The organism is Paenibacillus sp. FSL P4-0338 (assembly GCF_038002365.1).
Taxonomy (GTDB): domain Bacteria; phylum Bacillota; class Bacilli; order Paenibacillales; family Paenibacillaceae; genus Paenibacillus_AQ.
In genome coordinates, this window is the sequence record NZ_JBBOCG010000001.1 from 3,049,031 (window position 1) to 3,066,472 (window position 17,442).

Genomic DNA, 17,442 nt, shown 5'->3' on the forward strand with positions numbered 1-17,442 from the left:
AAAAATGTCGATAACACAGGCAAAAAGTCAAAAAAAGAAGCAGAGCGCACGATTATACGTGAACGCCCTGCTTTATGGTGCTTCATATTCAGCTAGGTCAGGAATGCTCTTCTGGCAGCCCGATCCTGACTGTTCACTGCCTAACCCTTCTGGCAAAATCCACAAACTGAAACTTGTCCAGCCGGTGCCGGGATTCGGTGTATTGGAACAGCACAGTATTCTCCAGATACACATAGTTCCGCACCACGACAATGTGCTGATATTGCTTCAGGTCCAGCAGGCGCTGATCCTCCTCAGTCGCGGGCTCAACGGAGATCAGCTTTTTGGCATAACTGATCTTCAGACCCAGCTCAGCCTCCAGATATTCATAAATAGAGCCTGCTGCGATCTCCTTGCTGAGGAAGGGAACGATATCTGACCGGAAATAGTCCTTATCCAGAATAATCCGCTCGGCTTCAATCTCTCTGGCGCGGATGACCTTCCATACCGGCATCTCTTCAGTGATGTGCAGTTGCCGGGCCAGCAGGGAGCCTGCCGGCTCCAGGACCGTCTCTTCTACCAGTGTCCGCGAGGGAACCCCAAGTGTCCCGGTCAGCTCCTGGAATGAGATTAGTCCGGTTACGGGAAAATCCATCCGCGTCAGGTCCAGCACGAACGAGCCCCTGCCTTTGATTTTGTTGATATAGCCGTCGCGGAACAAAAGATTCAGCGCCTTGCGCACCGTCTCCCGCGATGTCTTATAAGCATCCGCCAGCTCACTCTCAGAGGGCAGCTTGGTTCCAGGCGCGAGCTGGCCAGCCTGGATACGGCTGCTGTATTCCGTATAGATCTGCAAAAATATATTCTCTCTCATCGATCATCACCGCCGCCCTAAATTGTAGAAAAACAGCCCCGCAGGGCTGTCCTCCATTCCTTATATTGCATGTCTGATCCGCACGGGTCAACCCTTAAGATGAACGGTTAGAATACGGGTCTGCTTCGCCGTGGACGGTCCGCTCTGCTCCTCGATCCGCTCCACCATCTCCTGCCCGGCAGGGATGATAATAGGTGTAATTAATGGATACCCGGCGGCACGGATGGCCTCCATATCGAATTCCAGCAGAAGCTCGCCAGCACGCACCTTATCGCCGATCTGCTTAGTTGTCGTGAACCCTTCGCCTTTGAGCGACACAGTGTTAATTCCGACATGGATCAGCACCTGGACTCCGCTGGCATGCTCCAGAATCAGCGCGTGCTTGCTCTTAATCACGTGAGCTACCGTAGCATCGAAGGGAGCATATACCTTGCCTTCGGAAGGTTCAATGGCAATCCCATCCCCCATCTGCCGCTCAGCAAAAGCGGGATCAGGGACCTGCGCAAGCGGTACCGCCGTTCCGTTAAGCGGTGACGCCAGTTCCAGGATATTCACCGGTTCCTGCTCCTGCGAGCCTTGAACGGAGCTGCGGCTGCTTAGCTCAGGGGCTGTAACGGAAGAATCGGCTGCTGTTATGCCTGCTGTTGCTTCCGATTTGTTCAGTGCACGCTGCGCAATCGCCCGGCCATACAGTACAGTGGAGGCAAAAGGCACAATCAGGACGATCGCCATCCCGATGAAGAACACACCCCACTGGTTAGGGAAGATCGACAGGAAGCCGGGAATTCCCCCTACCCCAATGGATGTAGCCCGGATCTGATTCATAGTGAGCAGCACACCGCCTATCGCGGAGCCGATCATCCCGAAGATGAACGGATAGCGGTAGCGGATATTCACCCCGAAGATGGCCGGCTCGGTAACTCCGAGGAAGGCCGAGACGGAGGAGGTCGCAGCCAGACCCTTGGTCTTCTGCTCTCTGACCACGAACATCATCGCCAGTGCTGCCGCACCCTGGGCAATATTGGAGAGTGCCAGCATTGGCCAGAGGAAGGTGCTTTTCTCGCTGCCGATCAGTTGAACGTCAACGGCCAGGAAGGTGTGATGCATGCCTGTAATGACCAGGAGCGAGTAGAATCCGCCGTAGATTAATCCGCCGAGTATGGCAAAATGATCGAAGATATACACCAGGCCGGAGGTGATGCCATTGGCAATGCCAAACGTAACCGGTCCGATAATTGTGAAGGCCAGGAAGCCTGTAATCAGCAGCGTCACCGGTGCCACCACCAGCAGCTTGACGGAATCATGGACGCGCTTGTCCAGGAACTTCTCAATTCTGGCAAGGATATAGGCCGATACCAGGACCGGCAGCACCTGTCCCTGATAACCGATCCGCTCCAGATGCCAGCCGAACAGATTCCAGGTTGGAACTGTACCTTCCGTAGAAGCGTTAGCATAGCTGTAAGCACTTAATAAGTCTGGATGCACCAGAATCAGACCCAGCACAATCCCGAGCAGCGGGCTGCCCCCGAAGCGGGTCACGGCTGCCCAGCCGATCAGTGCGGGCAAGAATGTAAATGCCGTACTGGCAATCGTATTAATGATAGCAGCAATGTCCTTCCACTGCGGATAGACATCCACCAGCGAATCGCTGAAGAAGATCCCCGGGCCGGTCAGCAGGTTATTGATCCCCAGAAGCAGACCCGCAGTAACGATGGCCGGAAGAATGGGAATGAAGATATCCGCCAGTGTCTTGATGATCCGCTGAAGCGGATTCAGGTTCCGGGCTGCGGCTGATTTCACCTGATCCTTGGAGGAACGGGCACCGCCGGTCAGCTGAATCATCTCATCATAGACTTTATCTACCGTTCCCGGTCCGATGACAATCTGGAACTGCCCCTGGGAAGAGAATTGACCCTTCACCAGGTCATTGCGGTCCAGCGCCGCCGCGTCCACCTTACTCTCGTCATAGAGCGAGAATCTCAGGCGCGTTACACAATGCGTAGCCACCTCAATATTCTCCTTGCCTCCCACCGCCCGGACGATGTCTTCAACATTTTTGCGGTCTATAGCCATATTGTCACTCCTCGCATAGTTGATGAATGCCTAGTAGCCTTTCCGATTTCAACGTACATTCACGCAATTTCGGTCTCTTCTAGTCCCGGCTGACTAGCCACAGATATGAAGCATACGGACGGAGCTGAAGCTCCTCCGTAAGTGCAGGATGCTCTCCGGTATTGCCAAGCAGGAGCTTACCCTTCCCCTTAGCGCTTAAGTTCGCCCAGTGATCATCCGGAAGCCGGAACATAATCTCTTTGCTGCTGAAGTTCGAGACCACGACAAGCGCCTCATTATCCCCCGTCCGTGCATAAGCGAACACCTCGGGATGTCCTTCGTCCAGCCTGCGGTATAATCCGTCCACGAAAATAGCGTGCGATTTGCGCAGAGCGATCAGCTTGCGGTAGTGATGGAAGATCGAATCCGGCTGTTCCAGCGCCTGACGCACATTGATGTCCGGGTACCGCTCATCCACTTTTAGCCAAGGCGTTCCGGTGGTGAAGCCTGCATTCGCGCTGTCATCCCACTGCATCGGCGTGCGGGAGTTGTCCCTTGAACGTTCCTGCAGGATCGCGAGCGCCTCCCCGGAGCTTGCTCCCTGCTCACACAGAATCCGGTACATATTGAGCGACTCGATATCGCGGAATTCTTCAATCCCCCGCCATTTGGGATTCGGCATCCCGATCTCTTCTCCCTGATAGACATAGGGTGTGCCCTGTAATCCGTGCAGTGTAGTCGCCAGCAGCTTGGCGCTCTCCTCGCGGTACGCCGTGTCGTCTGTGAACCGGGAGAGCGCGCGAGGCTGATCGTGATTATTGAAAAATAAAGCGTTCCAGCCCCCGCCCTCCTGCATCCCGGTCTGCCACTCGCTGAACAGCCGCTTAAGCGCTTCGAAATCGTAAGGCATGAGCTCCCACTTCCGGCCGTTCGGATAATCCACCTTCAGATGATGGAAGTTGAAGGTCATTGAGAATTCCCGCCGCTCGGGACTAGAATAACGGATGCATTGCTCAAGTGTCGTAGAGGACATCTCACCGACCGTAATCAGCTCATGCGGGCCGAACACCTCATCGTACATCGCCCGGATGTATTCGTGGACCCGTGGACCGTCTGTATAATACTTCCGCCCGTCTCCCGGCGGCACACTCCCGTCATCATCCGGGAAGCGCTGGTCCTTGGAGATCAGGTTAATGACGTCCATCCGAAATCCATCTACACCCTTGCGGGCCCAGAACAGCATCATCTCGTTCACCGCGCCGCGGACCTGTTCATTCTCCCAATTCAGATCCGCCTGTGTCTTGTCAAACAGAGTAAGATAATATTGGCCTGACGCCTCATCGAACTGCCAGGCCGGACCTCCGAACTTCGACTGCCAATTGTTCGGTACTCCCCCGCCTGGCGCCGGGTCCTTCCAGATATAATAATCACGGTACGGATTGTCCCGGCTGGAGATCGCCTGCTTGAACCACTCATGCTCTGTCGAGGTATGGTTGACTACGATATCTGTCATCAGCTTCATTCCGCGCCCGTGCAGCTCCGCTACCAGCTCGTCGAAATCCTCCATCGTACCGAATTCCGGGTTGATCCGCTCATAATCCGCCACGTCGTAACCGTTATCATGTCCGGGCGAGACATAGACCGGCTGGAGCCAGACAATATCAATCCCCAGCTCCTGCAAATAATCCAGCTTCTCCGTCAGACCTCTGATATCGCCGGTTCCATTCCCCGTCGTATCCTTGAAGCTCTTCGGATATACCTGATACACGGTGGACCGCCGCCACCATTCCGCTGGCCGGGCCTTACTCTCTTGATTCAATTGAAGCACCTCCATGAAGAACTTGTTGACATACATTACACTTGTATATACAAGTTCAAACAAAGTGGAACCTCACAAAAAAACAGCGCCCCTCCCCGCAACCGGGGACAGAACGCTGCCTGTTGAAATGTTTCCGCTACTCCAAGTATCCCTTAATCAGTCCCGGAGCCAGCGGCTTCGGCTGCTCGCAGGTGGTGGTCAGCTCGGCATAACGCTTCGAATCGGAGCTGGTGTGGAAGGCGTGCATGATCTCCAGTACATGATTGGCCAGCTCGCCGTTAGCGCGCGGGGTCTCTCCGGTCTGGGTGCAGCGGGCCATGTCTGCCACGCCAATTCCCCGGCTGTTGCCCTCATAGCTGTGCACCACTGGAATCTCCTTGAATTCTGCGCTGTGCGCAGGACGCAGGAGGATCGGGCCGCCGAAGGTGTTCGGATCGGGCACAATCAGGGTGCCCAGCGAGCCGTAGATCTCAATGCGCGGCAGTGTGCTGTGCCAGACATCGAAGCTGGTAATCATCGTTGCAACAGCACCGCTGGCGAACTGGATCGTTCCGGCCACATGTGTAGGCACCTCGACCTCCACCACTTTGCCGAACTTCTTCTCACTGGTGATGGTCCGGGTAGGGAACGAGGTCTTGGTCATGCCGCATACCGTAGCCGCCGGGCCCAGCAAGGATACCAGAGCCGTCAGATAATACGGTCCCATATCGAACATCGGGCCGCCGCCGGCCTGGTAATAGAACTCAGGGTCCGGGTGCCAGCTCTCATGCCCGTGGCAGAGCATGAAGGCTGTCGCCGCTACCGGCTCTCCGATATACCCGTCCGCGATCAGCTTCGCGCAGGTCTGCAGGCCCGCTCCGAGGAAGGTGTCCGGCGCACAGCCGATGAACAATCCTTTTTCCTTAGCCAGCTCCACCAGCTCAGTCCCATGCTCAAGCGACAGCGACAGCGGCTTCTCTACATATACATGCTTGCCTGACAGCAGCGCCTGCTTACACACCTCGAAGTGGTAATTCGGCGTCGTCAGATTCACGACAATCTCAATCTCCTCCGAAGCCAGCAGCTCCGCTGTCGTCCATACATTCGGAACCCCGTACTGCTCTGCAGCCTGCTGCGCCCGCTCCAGATTCAGATCCGAGCAAGCGTAGACCTCAGTATTCTTGAAGGTTCCCGTCAAATTCTCAAAATAAATGCCGCTGATATTCCCGCAGCCGACAATCCCGATTTTTACTTTACGCACGCTGTTTCCCACCTTGTCCTTCGTTTATTTGGCTGCCCACAAGAAGCCCCGGCGCATCAGTTCCTTGGCCTCCGGGATATCGAACACATCCGCATGATGTCCAAGCGCATTATAGAATACCTTGCCTTGGCCCCATTTCTTCGTATAGACCACCGGCATCGTGATGACGCCATTAGCCGAATGCTCCCCTTCACTCATGACAAAAGTGGTGGTAGCCAGTACATTCACCGCGGGATCGACATGCAGATAATACTGCTCTGACTTCACCATGAAGTCCTGCATGCCTTCCACAATCGGGCTGGAGCCGGATTTCACGATGTTCACTTCATAATCCACCCCGTCATTGAAGGGATGCGCCACCCATTGCGATCCGGTCAAAAATTGCCATTCCGTATTGTTACGGAAGGAGTCGCACATCCCGCCGTGACAGCCCGCGATCCCTACGCCGGAAGCCACAGCCGCCAGAACCGCCGAGCACTGCTCACCCTTGATTTCACCCATGGTCCAGACCGGTACAATCAGGTTCAGCGCCTTCAGCGCCTCCGCGTCATTAAAGCTGTCCAGCGTATCCGAGACTTCAACCTTGAAGCCTTCATTCGTAAGGATATCTGCAAAAATCGCCGCTACCTCATTCGGTTCATGCCCGTCCCATCCACCTTTTACAATCAATGCCTTCTTTGCCATATCAAGCTCTCCTTTTTGTCCTATTTATCCAAGTTCGGGTTATAGATCGATTAATATCAGGTCTTCCTGAAGAAATTGTAATCCATTGCTGGCGTTTCTGCTCGTCATTTTGCTTGTGAGAATGGTCAATTTTTGCTAAATTTAAGACTGCAGGATGCGATAAGCATCTAATCACTGAAACCGCTTCCTGACGAACTGCCGGGAGGACGAGAACAGGAGTAACCATGAGAGCGTTTCATGAGAACCGGACGTACGGCTACGCGTTTCCCTTCACGGCCTTTGTGAGCCGGAATATTAATTTTCTGGCCCACTGGCACAATGATCTGGAGATTGTCTATTGTCTGGAGGGGTCGATAAGGATGGGGATCAACTCCGAGACACGGGTGTTGACCGCCGGGGATCTGGCCGTATGCAGCAGCGGAGATATCCATTATTATGACAGCAGGAACAGCGAGTCCAAGCTGCTGATGATTATTTTCAATCCTTCACTGATCGGATATCCGGCAGGCTGGCCCCTGAATAAGCGGCTGATGTCTCCTTTTCTGGACCAGAGCCAGTCTGCTTCAGAACAGATTCACCCCCGCCTGCCTGCAATTATGCAGGAGCTGCTGGAGGAGCATCTGGAGAAGCCCCCGCATCATGAACAGCTGGTGACCGGCCTGCTGCACGAGCTGTGTGCGCTGATTCTGCGGCAGATGCCGCTGGATGTCGTGAATCCGCATAAGGATAAGCGGCGCATTACGAATATGAAGATTATGCAGGAGGTGCTGGAGTACTTGGATGTCCATTACATGCACCCTATCACCCTGGCCGATGCCGCCCGGCATGCCAATATGAGTCTGTTCTACTTCTCCCGCTTCTTCAAAAGCATCTCAGGTATGAGCTACATCGCCTACCTGAACAGCATCCGTATCAACCAGGCTGAACGACTGCTGCTGGGCACCGATAAAAGCATTCTGGATATCGCCCTGGAATGCGGCTTCACCAATATCCGCACCTTCAACCGGGTGTTCAAGCAGGTCAAGCTGCGGACACCGAGTGAGCTGCGTTAGCACTGTGCTGCCTCTTGTACAGAGGATTGGCGAAATATTGGATACGCCTAGGTTGTTACCGTCTCAGCGCGGATTTTCCAGGAATATGATAGAAGAACCCCACTTCAAGGAGGACTGGAATCAGCGGCCCTCCTGGTACAGTGGCATAGGGGCTTCAGGTTATATTATTGGTAATACTCGGTAAGAAGCCTTACTCCATGCGGAGTAGGCTTTTTTGTTATGAAACAATGCAGCAATCTGCTCCACCAATTATATCTTGCCCTTTCACCGGAAACTGACTACAATACACTTATTATAACTCTTTTAATAACATCGGCAGAATCATCCGGGAGGGGAAATCCGCTATGACACAGCCGTCTCATAATACACAACTGGTCAAGAAAATAAACGTAGAGCTGGTGAAAAATGCGCTGCGCACCTCCGGTACCGGCACCAAAGCCTCTGTCGCTGGGCAGACGCGGCTGAGCGTGGCTACCTGCGGCACCATTCTGAATGAACTGGTTCAGACCGGTGAAATTCTGGAGCTGGGCTGGGAAGAATCCAGTGGCGGCAGACCGGCGAGAAAATATCAGTACAACGCAGATTACTCTTCTATTATCTGTATGATTGTGCGTTCGGAGGGCGGCCGTCAATCCATTACCTGTGCGCTTGCCAATCTGAACGGTGAAATCAAAGAGGAAGCTGTCAAGGAATGTGAAGAGATTACTCCAGATACCCTTAGAGACTGGCTGGATGAGATGATTGCAGACCATCCGAATGTGCAGGCGATCGGCATAGGCATTCCTGGGGTAGTGCAGCATGACCGCATAGGCATCTGCGATGTCCCTGCGCTTGCAGAGCAGCCGCTCGGACTTTTCCTGAAGGAACGATATGAAGAGGTTGAGATCATTATTGAGAATGATATGAATCTGACGGTGTATGGTTTGTACCAGAAGCTGCTGCTGGATGAAGAGAGTCATTTTGCCGTGCTGACCTTCCCCAAGAATCATTATCCGGGGGCCGGCTTCATGGTGAACGGACGTTTGCTGAACGGCAACAGCTTTTTTAGCGGTGAGGTGTCTTATCTGCCTTACGGCATACCCAGAGAAGAACAGCTCCGGCTGCTCCAAGGAATGGGGGATCCCCGCAAGCTGGCTGTACACGCACTGGTATCGATCATCAGCATCATCAACCCGGCCACCATCGTTATCACGGGTGATAATATCTCGCCGGAGATGCTGGAGGATCTGCGCAGCGGATGCCTGGACATTATTCCGCCTGAGCATATGCCTGAGCTTATGATTCAGCGGGACACCCGGCAGGAATACATGAGCGGACTAATTACCACAACCACGGAAAGCCTGAATTACCGCTTCCGCCTGGTTGAACGTAAGTAAGGCACAACTATTTTGAATCATCCAGGAGGCTATTTACTGTGAAAGCTCAATCCGGCAATTCCGCCAGCGCACCACGCAGTAAACGTAACACCGTCTATATCATGCAGCTCGTAACAATCTTTCTGGGCTTTGTCGTCTTTGGCATCTCGGAGAATATTAAAGGGCCCGCCATTCCGCGGATTCAGCTGTCGTTCAATCTGGACGAAGGCCAGCTCGGCACCCTGCTCTCACTGAATGCGCTGGGATATCTGATCGCCTGCTCCTTCACCGCTGTGCTTGTCCGCAAATGGGGCATCAAGGCCGTCACTATCATTTCATTCGCTTCCATGGTCCTCTCGGGGGTGCTGATCTACCTGTCGCACAGCTATCCGCTGTTTGCTTCCTCCTACTTCCTGATGTATATCGGGAACGGGATGCTGGAGATCGGACTGGCGATTCTGGGGGCACGTATTTTCGTCAAAAACACGGGGATGATGATGAACCTATCCCACTTCTTCTATGGATTAAGCTCAACTGTGGCGCCGCTGCTCGCAACCGGAGTGATGTCGCTGAGCGTGTTCGGACATCTGCTGGACTGGCGGGGGATGTATCTGGTCATGCTGTCGCTCTGTCTGCTGCCGATACTCTCGGCGCTGCGCAGCACGTATCCCGGGGATGATCTGCCGCAGGAGGACCGCACCTCCTTCCGCACGCTGACGCGTGATCCCGCGCTCTGGATGATGGTGATGATCCTGTCCTTCGGCGTGGTCTCGGAGCTGGCAGTGGGCGGCTGGCTGGTTAACTTTCTGGAAAAAGCCTATGCCTGGGACACCGTCCGGGCTTCCGGCCTGCTCTCTGCTTTCTTCCTGGTGTTCTCTCTAGGCCGGCTCTTGCTCGGCGCTTTGACAGACCGGATCGGCTTCGTGCTCTCGCTGATTATCTTCTCCTGCTTCTCAGCGGTCTGCACCTTCGCCGCCCTGGCCGGCGGGGAGCGTCTCGCCTTTCTGTTCGCCCTCTCCGGGGCCGGAATTGCTATTATCTATCCTACCGTTATGGCCTTCATTGCCCGCAGGTACCCGAACGGGAGCGACACCGCAATTACCTTCGTCGTGACTCTGATGGGTCTCGGCAGCGTCATCGGCAACTACATTATCGGCTGGGTGATTGAAGCCGTCAAAGCATTCTACGGCTCCACTACCGAGCTTGGCCTGCTCCGCGGACTCCAGGCAGGGTACGGATTCATCGGCTTATGCGCCGCCGTCTGCTCCCTGTCGGGCATCGTGCTGTATGTGTATTTGAAGCGGCGGCGGGAGTTGATTTGAGGGACGGGGCTATTAAGGGATTTAATGTAAGGTATAGACTATGCATTGGCCAAGGTACTATTCTATACAATGAAAAGAATAGCTGCTTTACTCTCCACTGCACTATTGGCATTAACAATTGGAGTAATACCTGCCAATGCGGAACACCTGATGGCAGCGATGGCTCTGAAATTGGAGCATCAGTAACTATACAAGGGACTCTATTTTTCATTTGTAAAAACTACTCATTATCAAACTTCCTATGGTTCCGGCAAAGTAGTTGATCAGAGAGATATTAAGGTTATTGATGTAGGGGTTGATCTGAATGAAACTTCTTTAGATAAAAAATCGATTATTATCGATCCCCAACAGACAAAGAAAACCTTAATAAAGGCAAATATTAAAAATAACAATGACCGATGAAGACATAAAAAAAGAAGTAGACAAAACAGGCATGGCACTTCAACCTGACAGCGCTATTTTTACGTCTCTGTGCCTGCCTTTTACAAATACCCCTTAAGATTATTCAGCACCACCGCATACCCGTTAGCATACATATGAACGCCATCCATCGTGTACTCTTCCTTCAGATTTCCTTCGGTGTCCATCAGTCCCTCATTCACATTGATGAACTCATAGCCGTGCCTGACCGCCAGTTCCTCCACAGCCCGGTTCGCTTCCAGCAGTGCCGCATTGGTTCTCGTCCGGAAGTAGCTCGCCCGCAGCTCCTCATCCATGCCGGGAAAGTCGGCCTTGGCGTTGACCGGGTAGTAGGCCATGACGTATACCTTGCACTCCGGCAGCCTGGCCCCGATCCGGGCCAGAATTTCATTGTAATTCGCAAGCAGCTTCCCTAGCTCATACTCCCCGTCCGCTGAACTGATATCGTTCGTGCCGATATTAATGAACAGCCGCGAAGGCGCAAGCGCCAGCACACATACCTCCAGCGAATCGAGCAATTCCCTGGTCACATAGCCCGCAATCCCGCGGTTATAGATGATGGTCCGCTTCTCCAGCGTCTGCTGCAATTCATTCACCGGAAAAAACTCCATCAGCGAGGAGCCCGCCAGTACAGTCTGCCCTTGTAGCGCCAAGGTGTTCAGAATGCTGTACTTCTTCACCTTCTCTTCTTTCTCCTCTTGCATCTGCTTCTCCCACATTGCGTCAAGCTCTTCCTCAGTCATTCTCAATTCCCCCGTTTCTACGGCTCTATTATTCTACTATTGTTATCCTTTATCTCTCAGCTTGCAACCCTTGCCTAATTGTGTCTGAAATATGTAAATCATTCTCATTAAAAGGATTTTGTTCTATGCACACGTGTTCTGAATAGGCTAGATATCGGGTGCCGTCAGAGGTGCACATCTGGCTGGTATGCCACAAGGAACCGGTGCGCCGGACCTAATTCTACAGCTGAAGGGCGGAATGTTTTTGAAAAAGGTAGTTGGCTTGCTCCTGTCGGTTGCACTGTTGTCTTCGTTCTATGTTGCCAGTCCCCCCGAGGTATCTGCCGCAACGCCGATTGTGGTGAATTCGACGATTGTCGTACCGGCCGGGCAGACGTATGACGGCAGCGGCCAGACGTTTGTCGCCAATCCGAGCACGCTAGGAGACGGCAGTCAGGCAGAGAACCAGAAGCCCATCTTCCGGCTGGAAAAGAATGCTACACTCAAAAATGTAATTATCGGCGCTCCCGGCGCAGACGGGGTTCACTGTTACGGGAATGCTACCATCTCCAATGTGACCTGGCAGGATGTCGGCGAGGATGCCCTGACCCTGAAGGCCTCCGGCACCGTCAATATTACAGGCGGGGGTGCGTACAAAGCCTACGATAAAGTGTTCCAGGCGAACGCTGCGGGCACGATCAACATCAAGAATTTCAAAGCGAATGACATCGGCAAGCTGGCCCGCCAGAATGGCGGAACCTCGTACACGGTGAACTTCACTCTGGATAACTCTGACATCTCGAACGTCAAGGATTCCATCTTCCGCACAGACAGCAGCAGCAGCTCTGCCAAAATTACCAACACCCGCTACCGCAGTGTCCCCACCCTGTTCAAAGGCTTTGCCTCAGGCAAGACCAGCCAATCAGGCAACACGCAATACTGAAGCAACAGGTAGAGAAGCTGGTGTAAATACGGCAGTCTGAGCCTTACCGCATATAGCTGTTATCTGAAACCGCCTTCATTCCGGCACTGCCGGGATGGAGGCGGTTGGCCGTTCAAACGGATAGCCAAGCACACATGAACACGATCAGTTCCGGGAAGGAGAAGTTAGATTTATTTTGGACACATCTGCCTCTCTCAACTCTATCGACATGAACTCACATGATATGTTATTATGATACACTGATAACGTATTAACGAACTAAAGCAACGGATGCGGCAGGCAATCTACTAGGGGGATTAGAGAGATGAAGAGACAGGGAATATGGGTTCTACTCGTAATTATGGCACTTGCAGTGGTCACTGGCTGCTCCAGTTCAGGCGGTAAGGACGGGAAGCTGGTGATCGGTATCGACGACAAGTTCGCTCCGATGGGCTTCCGGGATGATAACAATGACATTGTCGGCTTCGATATTGATTATGCGAAGGCGGCTGCCGCGAAGATGGGCCGGGAGGTTACCTTCCAGCCGATTGACTGGTCCGCCAAGGAGTCTGAGCTGAACAGCGGACGGATCGATATGATCTGGAACGGATACACGATCACGGACGAGCGCAAGGACAAGGTGTTATTCACGAAGCCTTATCTGGAGAACAGCCAGGTGGTTGTCGTGCTGGCGGGCTCAGCGCTTACGAAGCTTCAGGATCTGGCAGGCAAAGAGGTCGGACTGCAGAGCCTCTCCTCTGCCGCCGATGCCCTGGATGCGAATCCGATCAAGGCCGAGCTTGGCGGCGTGTCTGAATTCACCGATAATGTACTGGCACTGACCGACCTGAAGTCGGGCCGTCTGGACGGGGTAGTCATCGATGAGGTTGTTGCCAGATATTACATAGCTAAGGAACCGGATACGTACAAGCTGATGGAAGAATCGCTGGCCCCTGAGCAATATGGCATCGGAATTAAGAAAGGCAATGAAGCACTGCTCGATGAGCTGCAGAAGGCGCTGGATGAACTGAGCAGTGACGGAACAGCCGCCGAGATCTCAACCAAGTGGTTCGGAGAGAATAAAGTATTGAACTAGGAGCCGGTTAAGCCATGGATATTGATTATATTATTAGAATTTCCGGACCGATGCTGGAAGGCGCCCGGACTACGGTGCTGCTGTTCCTGATCGTGATCGTGCTGTCCATTCCGCTCGGGATGGTGGTCACGCTGATGGCCAAAAGCACACTCAAGCCGCTGGCTTGGATCGCACACACTTATATCTACGTCATGCGCGGAACGCCGCTCTTACTGCAATTGTTCTTCTTCTGTTTCGGGCTGCCGCAGATTCCCGTGATCGGGCAATATCTGGTCATGGACCGTTTTGTAGCGGCCAGCCTGGGCTTTATCCTGAATTACGGCGCTTATTTCGCCGAGATTTTCCGGGGCGGGCTGCTCTCGATCGATAAAGGCCAGCATGAGGCGGCCAAGGTTCTGGGCTTAAGCCGGTGGCAGACGCTGCGCAAGGTTATTCTCGCTCAGATGTTCCGCGTGGCGCTGCCTGCGGTTGCCAATGAGTCCATTACACTGGTCAAGGATACCGCTCTGCTGTATGCCGTGGCGGTGCCGGAGCTGCTGAATTTCGCCAAGACGGCGGTGAATCGTGATTTCACCGTCACGCCTTTTGTCGTAGCGGGCGTTATTTATCTGCTGATGACCCTGGTGCTGACCTTGTTCTTCAAGCTGCTGGAGAAACGTTTCAAATTTGAGTAGAAGGGCTGTATCGCTATGAGTAACATGATTGAAGTACGGCAATTGAAGAAGGACTTCGGCAGTCTCAGTGTGCTGAATCAGATAAGCTTTGATGTGAAGCCCGGCGAGGTTGTTGCGGTGATCGGACCCTCGGGCTCCGGCAAAAGCACCATGCTGCGCAGCCTCGTACATCTGGAGGAAGTCACCGGCGGCAGCATCTCGATCTGCGGGAAAGCGCTCGTTGAGAACGGACGCTACGCCAGTACGGCGGCGATTAGAGACATCACCTCAAGCATGGGGATGGTGTTCCAGCATTTCAATCTGTTTCCGCATCTCAGTGTGCGGGACAACCTGGAGCTTGCCCCGCGCACACTGAAGCGGGAAAGTGTCCAGCAGATCACGGCCAAGAGCCGGGAGCTGCTCGCCAAGGTAGGTCTGGCTGACAAAGCAGACGTCTACCCCTCCACGCTGTCAGGCGGGCAAAAGCAGCGGGTCGCCATCGCCAGAGCGATGATGCTCAGCCCGGATATTCTTCTGTTCGATGAGCCTACCTCGGCGCTCGATCCTGAATTGACCGGCGAGGTGCTGCGCGTCATCCGCCAGCTGGCTGAGGAGAACATGACGATGATGATCGTCACCCATGAAATGAGCTTCGCCCGCGATGTCGCGGACCGCGTCTTCTTCATGGACAACGGGGACATTGCCGAATCCGGCACCCCGGAGGAGATCTTCGGCAGTCCAAAGCTGGAGCGGACGCGGACGTTTTTGATGCGGGAGTAGCAGATTGGAAGGTCATAAGGACTTGGCTTAACGCGAGTCCTTTTTTTCATGCAAGGAAAGCTCTATAATTTTCGGAATGATTGAAAAGTAAAAAGGCTCTGTCAGTAAATACAGAGCCTGCTAACACGTTATCAATGACACGCATTTATTTACGAACTAGCTTACGATACCTGTATATATCGCCACCAGATTTACTAACATGATAAAACGACTCAAAACCTCTTTTTATTAATTCTTCATCAGGTTCCCTTTTCCTATTATCTTCCCCGATACAATCAATAATGTAACCACCGTCTTTAACAATCCTAGCCAGTTCAGCAATCTCAACGTCATAATTGTCGCCGACTACATGCCCCGACATCACAATATCGAAGGAATTATCCTCATAAGGGATTTTCTCGATCGTACCGTCTACGACTACAACATTATTAATATTCTCACGTTTGATTTTATCGCGCATGTACTCCCTTAGCATATCGGTAGGTTCGCTTGCATACACACTTTTCGCCTTTTCTGCTGCGGTAAATGCAAGCCTTCCTGTACCGCTTCCTACGTCGAGAACTACCTTATCCGTAAAATCTGCAAGTTCAAATAGTAACTGTTTATCCCAGTCGTAAATATAATCACAGTTTTGGTTCATAATATCGGGATAAACATAAACGACCGAAGTTTCCATTGCATGAATTACAAATACCTCTGCTTTTCGAATATCATGAGGTGTAAGATTTTTGGGCGCCACTGCAATCATTTTTTCAATCGAAGGCTTGCTTTCAGGGCTTTTATGTGCAAAATACCATGCTACTGATGGGTTATATGCTAAAGCTATGCTCAAGTTATCACAATACTCGCCCCATCCGGCATAATTGTTACATATCATGCGTACCATCCATCTGTCCATTAACAAGAAGCTGTTAAAAGAATACTCTTCTGCGTTTATCCAGTTAAATGACATAGTAAACTAATCCTCCATTTTTTGGGAGGGTTAAAGTATAGTCGCCCTCCAAGAGATTATGCGAGCTATATTCTCTATGATTGTAGCTGGAACAAATTGTATTATCAATGTATAGTTCTTTTATAACTAACCTGCCCGTTAGCTCAAAGAAACATTGTCAGTTTCTTTTGACAGAAGCAAATGGATTTAGTCCATCTAATTTAGCGCTATAGATACTCTTCTCCACATTAGTTGGATAAACAACACTTACTGGGGCCGACTTTAGGCGAATCCTTAGAATTGGGCAGATTAGATGTACTTTTTCCACTTACTCCCCCGTAGCCGCAGAAGACACCGTGCCCCCGGGCACCGGCTCCACGGGTCCCATTGGCGCTGCCGGCTCCTCATCCCAGCGCTTGCTGAGGAAGAGCTGGTAGAGCTTGACGATGATGATTTTGAGCATCATGTAGACCGGAATAATGACCAGGATGCCGATGATGCCGCCGAAATCGCCGCCGGCCAGGACGAGAATGATGGTAGTCAGCGGGTGGATATCCATGCTTTTACCGAAGATATAAGGGGCAACCAGGTTATCCTGAATCTGCTGCGCAACGAGCACGACCACAATCGACCAGACCGCCGTAGACGGAGACTCGATCAGACCGATGATGAAGATCGGCACAGTAGACAGAATCGCTCCGATAAACGGGATAAAGTTCATCAGCACCGCCACCAGTGTCAGCAGCAGCGCATACGGCAGCCCGATGATCAGGAACCCTATGTACATGAGCACGCCGAGCGCCAGATTGACCAGCACTCTGCCGACGATGAAGCTCCCCATCACGTTATCAATCTCGGCAACCACCCCCGCGCCTTCCTCGTGATACCGTTTGGGGAAGAAGCTTACAACCTTATCGCCGAACTTCCCGCCCTCCTTCAGCATGTAGAACAGCAGGATCGGAAAGGTGAACAGCACAATCGCAAAATTAGAGACAAATGAGAACAGCCCGGTCACATAGCCCGTTGCCAGTGAGAAGCCTGTATTCAAATAACCTATCAATTGGCTGGACAGGTTCATATTCTCGGGAATCAGATTCGATAGCAACTCCGTGTTCTCCAGCTTGCTAAGCTGCTCTCCCACGGCTCTCAGCACACCCGGCATATTGTTGACCAGGTTCAGCAGCTGATTTTGCAGCGAAGGCCAGACCCCCACGATGAAGCCCAGCAGCAGAATAGCAATCACCAGATAGACCAGCAGGATTGCCAGCGTCCGCTTCATTTTGCGGGAGGACAGGAAGTCAATCAAGGGCCGAAGCAGATAATAGAAGAAGACTGCCAGCATTAACGGCACCATCACAACCTTGAACAACGAGATGATAGGGGTAAAAATAAAGTCTACTAATGAGCTGACGTAGATTATTCCCAGCACCAGCAGCACGGCAATACACACGCGGATAAACAAATTCAATTTGGCCATAGTGGACTCCCGTTCCGTTATTTTGAGCAGCGTTTCTTGTTCACTTAAATATAGCCGGGTATTC

At 52.6% G+C, this 17,442-nt stretch carries 15 protein-coding genes; 7 read left to right on the forward strand and 8 right to left on the reverse strand.

Going from position 1 to position 17,442, the window contains the following annotated elements; translation table 11 throughout:
- Positions 1 to 133: 133 nt before the first annotated feature.
- The 5 genes from treR to MKZ07_RS13470 all read right to left on the reverse strand — a co-directional run bounded on the left by treR (position 134) and on the right by MKZ07_RS13470 (position 6,648).
- On the reverse strand, positions 134 to 853 hold the full coding sequence (treR, locus tag MKZ07_RS13450) for a trehalose operon repressor (RefSeq protein ID WP_341026126.1): 720 nt from the start codon (positions 851 to 853) through the stop codon (positions 134 to 136).
- A gap of 87 nt (positions 854 to 940) precedes the next feature.
- Complete coding sequence (treP, locus tag MKZ07_RS13455; protein ID WP_036699561.1) at positions 941 to 2,926, reverse strand: PTS system trehalose-specific EIIBC component; 1,986 nt, start codon at positions 2,924 to 2,926, stop codon at positions 941 to 943.
- 79 nt (positions 2,927 to 3,005) lie between these two features.
- Entirely contained in the window at positions 3,006 to 4,724 is a 1,719-nt protein-coding gene (gene treC / locus MKZ07_RS13460; RefSeq protein WP_341026127.1) for an alpha,alpha-phosphotrehalase, read from the reverse strand.
- A gap of 136 nt (positions 4,725 to 4,860) precedes the next feature.
- Complete coding sequence (locus tag MKZ07_RS13465) at positions 4,861 to 5,964, reverse strand: Gfo/Idh/MocA family protein (RefSeq protein WP_076154343.1); 1,104 nt, start codon at positions 5,962 to 5,964, stop codon at positions 4,861 to 4,863.
- 24 nt (positions 5,965 to 5,988) lie between these two features.
- Positions 5,989 to 6,648 (reverse strand): ThuA domain-containing protein, encoded by a 660-nt coding sequence (locus MKZ07_RS13470; RefSeq protein ID WP_036699564.1) that lies wholly within the window; start codon positions 6,646 to 6,648, stop codon positions 5,989 to 5,991.
- Positions 6,649 to 6,872: 224 nt separating this feature from the next.
- On the opposite strand from MKZ07_RS13470, the gene MKZ07_RS13475 reads away from it, so the two are divergent.
- The 3 genes from MKZ07_RS13475 to MKZ07_RS13485 all read left to right on the forward strand — a co-directional run bounded on the left by MKZ07_RS13475 (position 6,873) and on the right by MKZ07_RS13485 (position 10,377).
- Entirely contained in the window at positions 6,873 to 7,700 is an 828-nt protein-coding gene (locus MKZ07_RS13475; protein ID WP_341026128.1) for a helix-turn-helix transcriptional regulator, read from the forward strand.
- A 344-nt stretch (positions 7,701 to 8,044) separates the two neighbouring features.
- The gene (locus MKZ07_RS13480) at positions 8,045 to 9,076 is read left to right on the forward strand and encodes an ROK family protein (protein WP_341026130.1); all 1,032 of its coding nucleotides are present in this window, start codon (positions 8,045 to 8,047) and stop codon (positions 9,074 to 9,076) included.
- A gap of 101 nt (positions 9,077 to 9,177) precedes the next feature.
- Entirely contained in the window at positions 9,178 to 10,377 is a 1,200-nt protein-coding gene (locus MKZ07_RS13485; protein WP_051493971.1) for an MFS transporter, read from the forward strand.
- A 482-nt stretch (positions 10,378 to 10,859) separates the two neighbouring features.
- Here the strand turns inward: MKZ07_RS13485 and MKZ07_RS13490 are convergent, their stop codons facing one another.
- The gene (locus tag MKZ07_RS13490; protein ID WP_036699570.1) at positions 10,860 to 11,540 is read right to left on the reverse strand and encodes a GDSL-type esterase/lipase family protein; all 681 of its coding nucleotides are present in this window, start codon (positions 11,538 to 11,540) and stop codon (positions 10,860 to 10,862) included.
- Positions 11,541 to 11,778: 238 nt separating this feature from the next.
- Here MKZ07_RS13490 and MKZ07_RS13495 point away from each other — a divergent pair, with 238 nt between their 5' ends.
- The 4 genes from MKZ07_RS13495 (at position 11,779) to MKZ07_RS13510 (ending at position 14,970) form a co-directional block, all read left to right on the forward strand.
- A complete protein-coding gene (locus MKZ07_RS13495) occupies positions 11,779 to 12,462 on the forward strand; it encodes a pectate lyase (RefSeq protein ID WP_036699681.1) in 684 nt (227 codons plus the stop codon).
- Positions 12,463 to 12,766: 304 nt separating this feature from the next.
- Positions 12,767 to 13,537 (forward strand): amino acid ABC transporter substrate-binding protein, encoded by a 771-nt coding sequence (locus tag MKZ07_RS13500; RefSeq protein ID WP_036699573.1) that lies wholly within the window; start codon positions 12,767 to 12,769, stop codon positions 13,535 to 13,537.
- Between the two features lie 14 nt (positions 13,538 to 13,551).
- Positions 13,552 to 14,211: an amino acid ABC transporter permease gene (locus MKZ07_RS13505; protein WP_036699575.1), complete on the forward strand. Its 660-nt coding sequence runs from the start codon at positions 13,552 to 13,554 to the stop codon at positions 14,209 to 14,211.
- A gap of 15 nt (positions 14,212 to 14,226) precedes the next feature.
- A complete protein-coding gene (locus MKZ07_RS13510) occupies positions 14,227 to 14,970 on the forward strand; it encodes an amino acid ABC transporter ATP-binding protein (RefSeq protein ID WP_036699577.1) in 744 nt (247 codons plus the stop codon).
- 145 nt (positions 14,971 to 15,115) lie between these two features.
- Here MKZ07_RS13510 and MKZ07_RS13515 read toward each other — a convergent pair whose 3' ends face one another.
- Together MKZ07_RS13515 and MKZ07_RS13520 are read right to left on the reverse strand one after the other, a co-directional pair.
- Positions 15,116 to 15,922, reverse strand: coding sequence for a class I SAM-dependent methyltransferase (locus MKZ07_RS13515; protein WP_036699580.1), 807 nt, complete (start codon positions 15,920 to 15,922; stop codon positions 15,116 to 15,118).
- A 307-nt stretch (positions 15,923 to 16,229) separates the two neighbouring features.
- Positions 16,230 to 17,378: an AI-2E family transporter gene (locus MKZ07_RS13520; protein WP_084649060.1), complete on the reverse strand. Its 1,149-nt coding sequence runs from the start codon at positions 17,376 to 17,378 to the stop codon at positions 16,230 to 16,232.
- Positions 17,379 to 17,442: the final 64 nt, after the last annotated feature.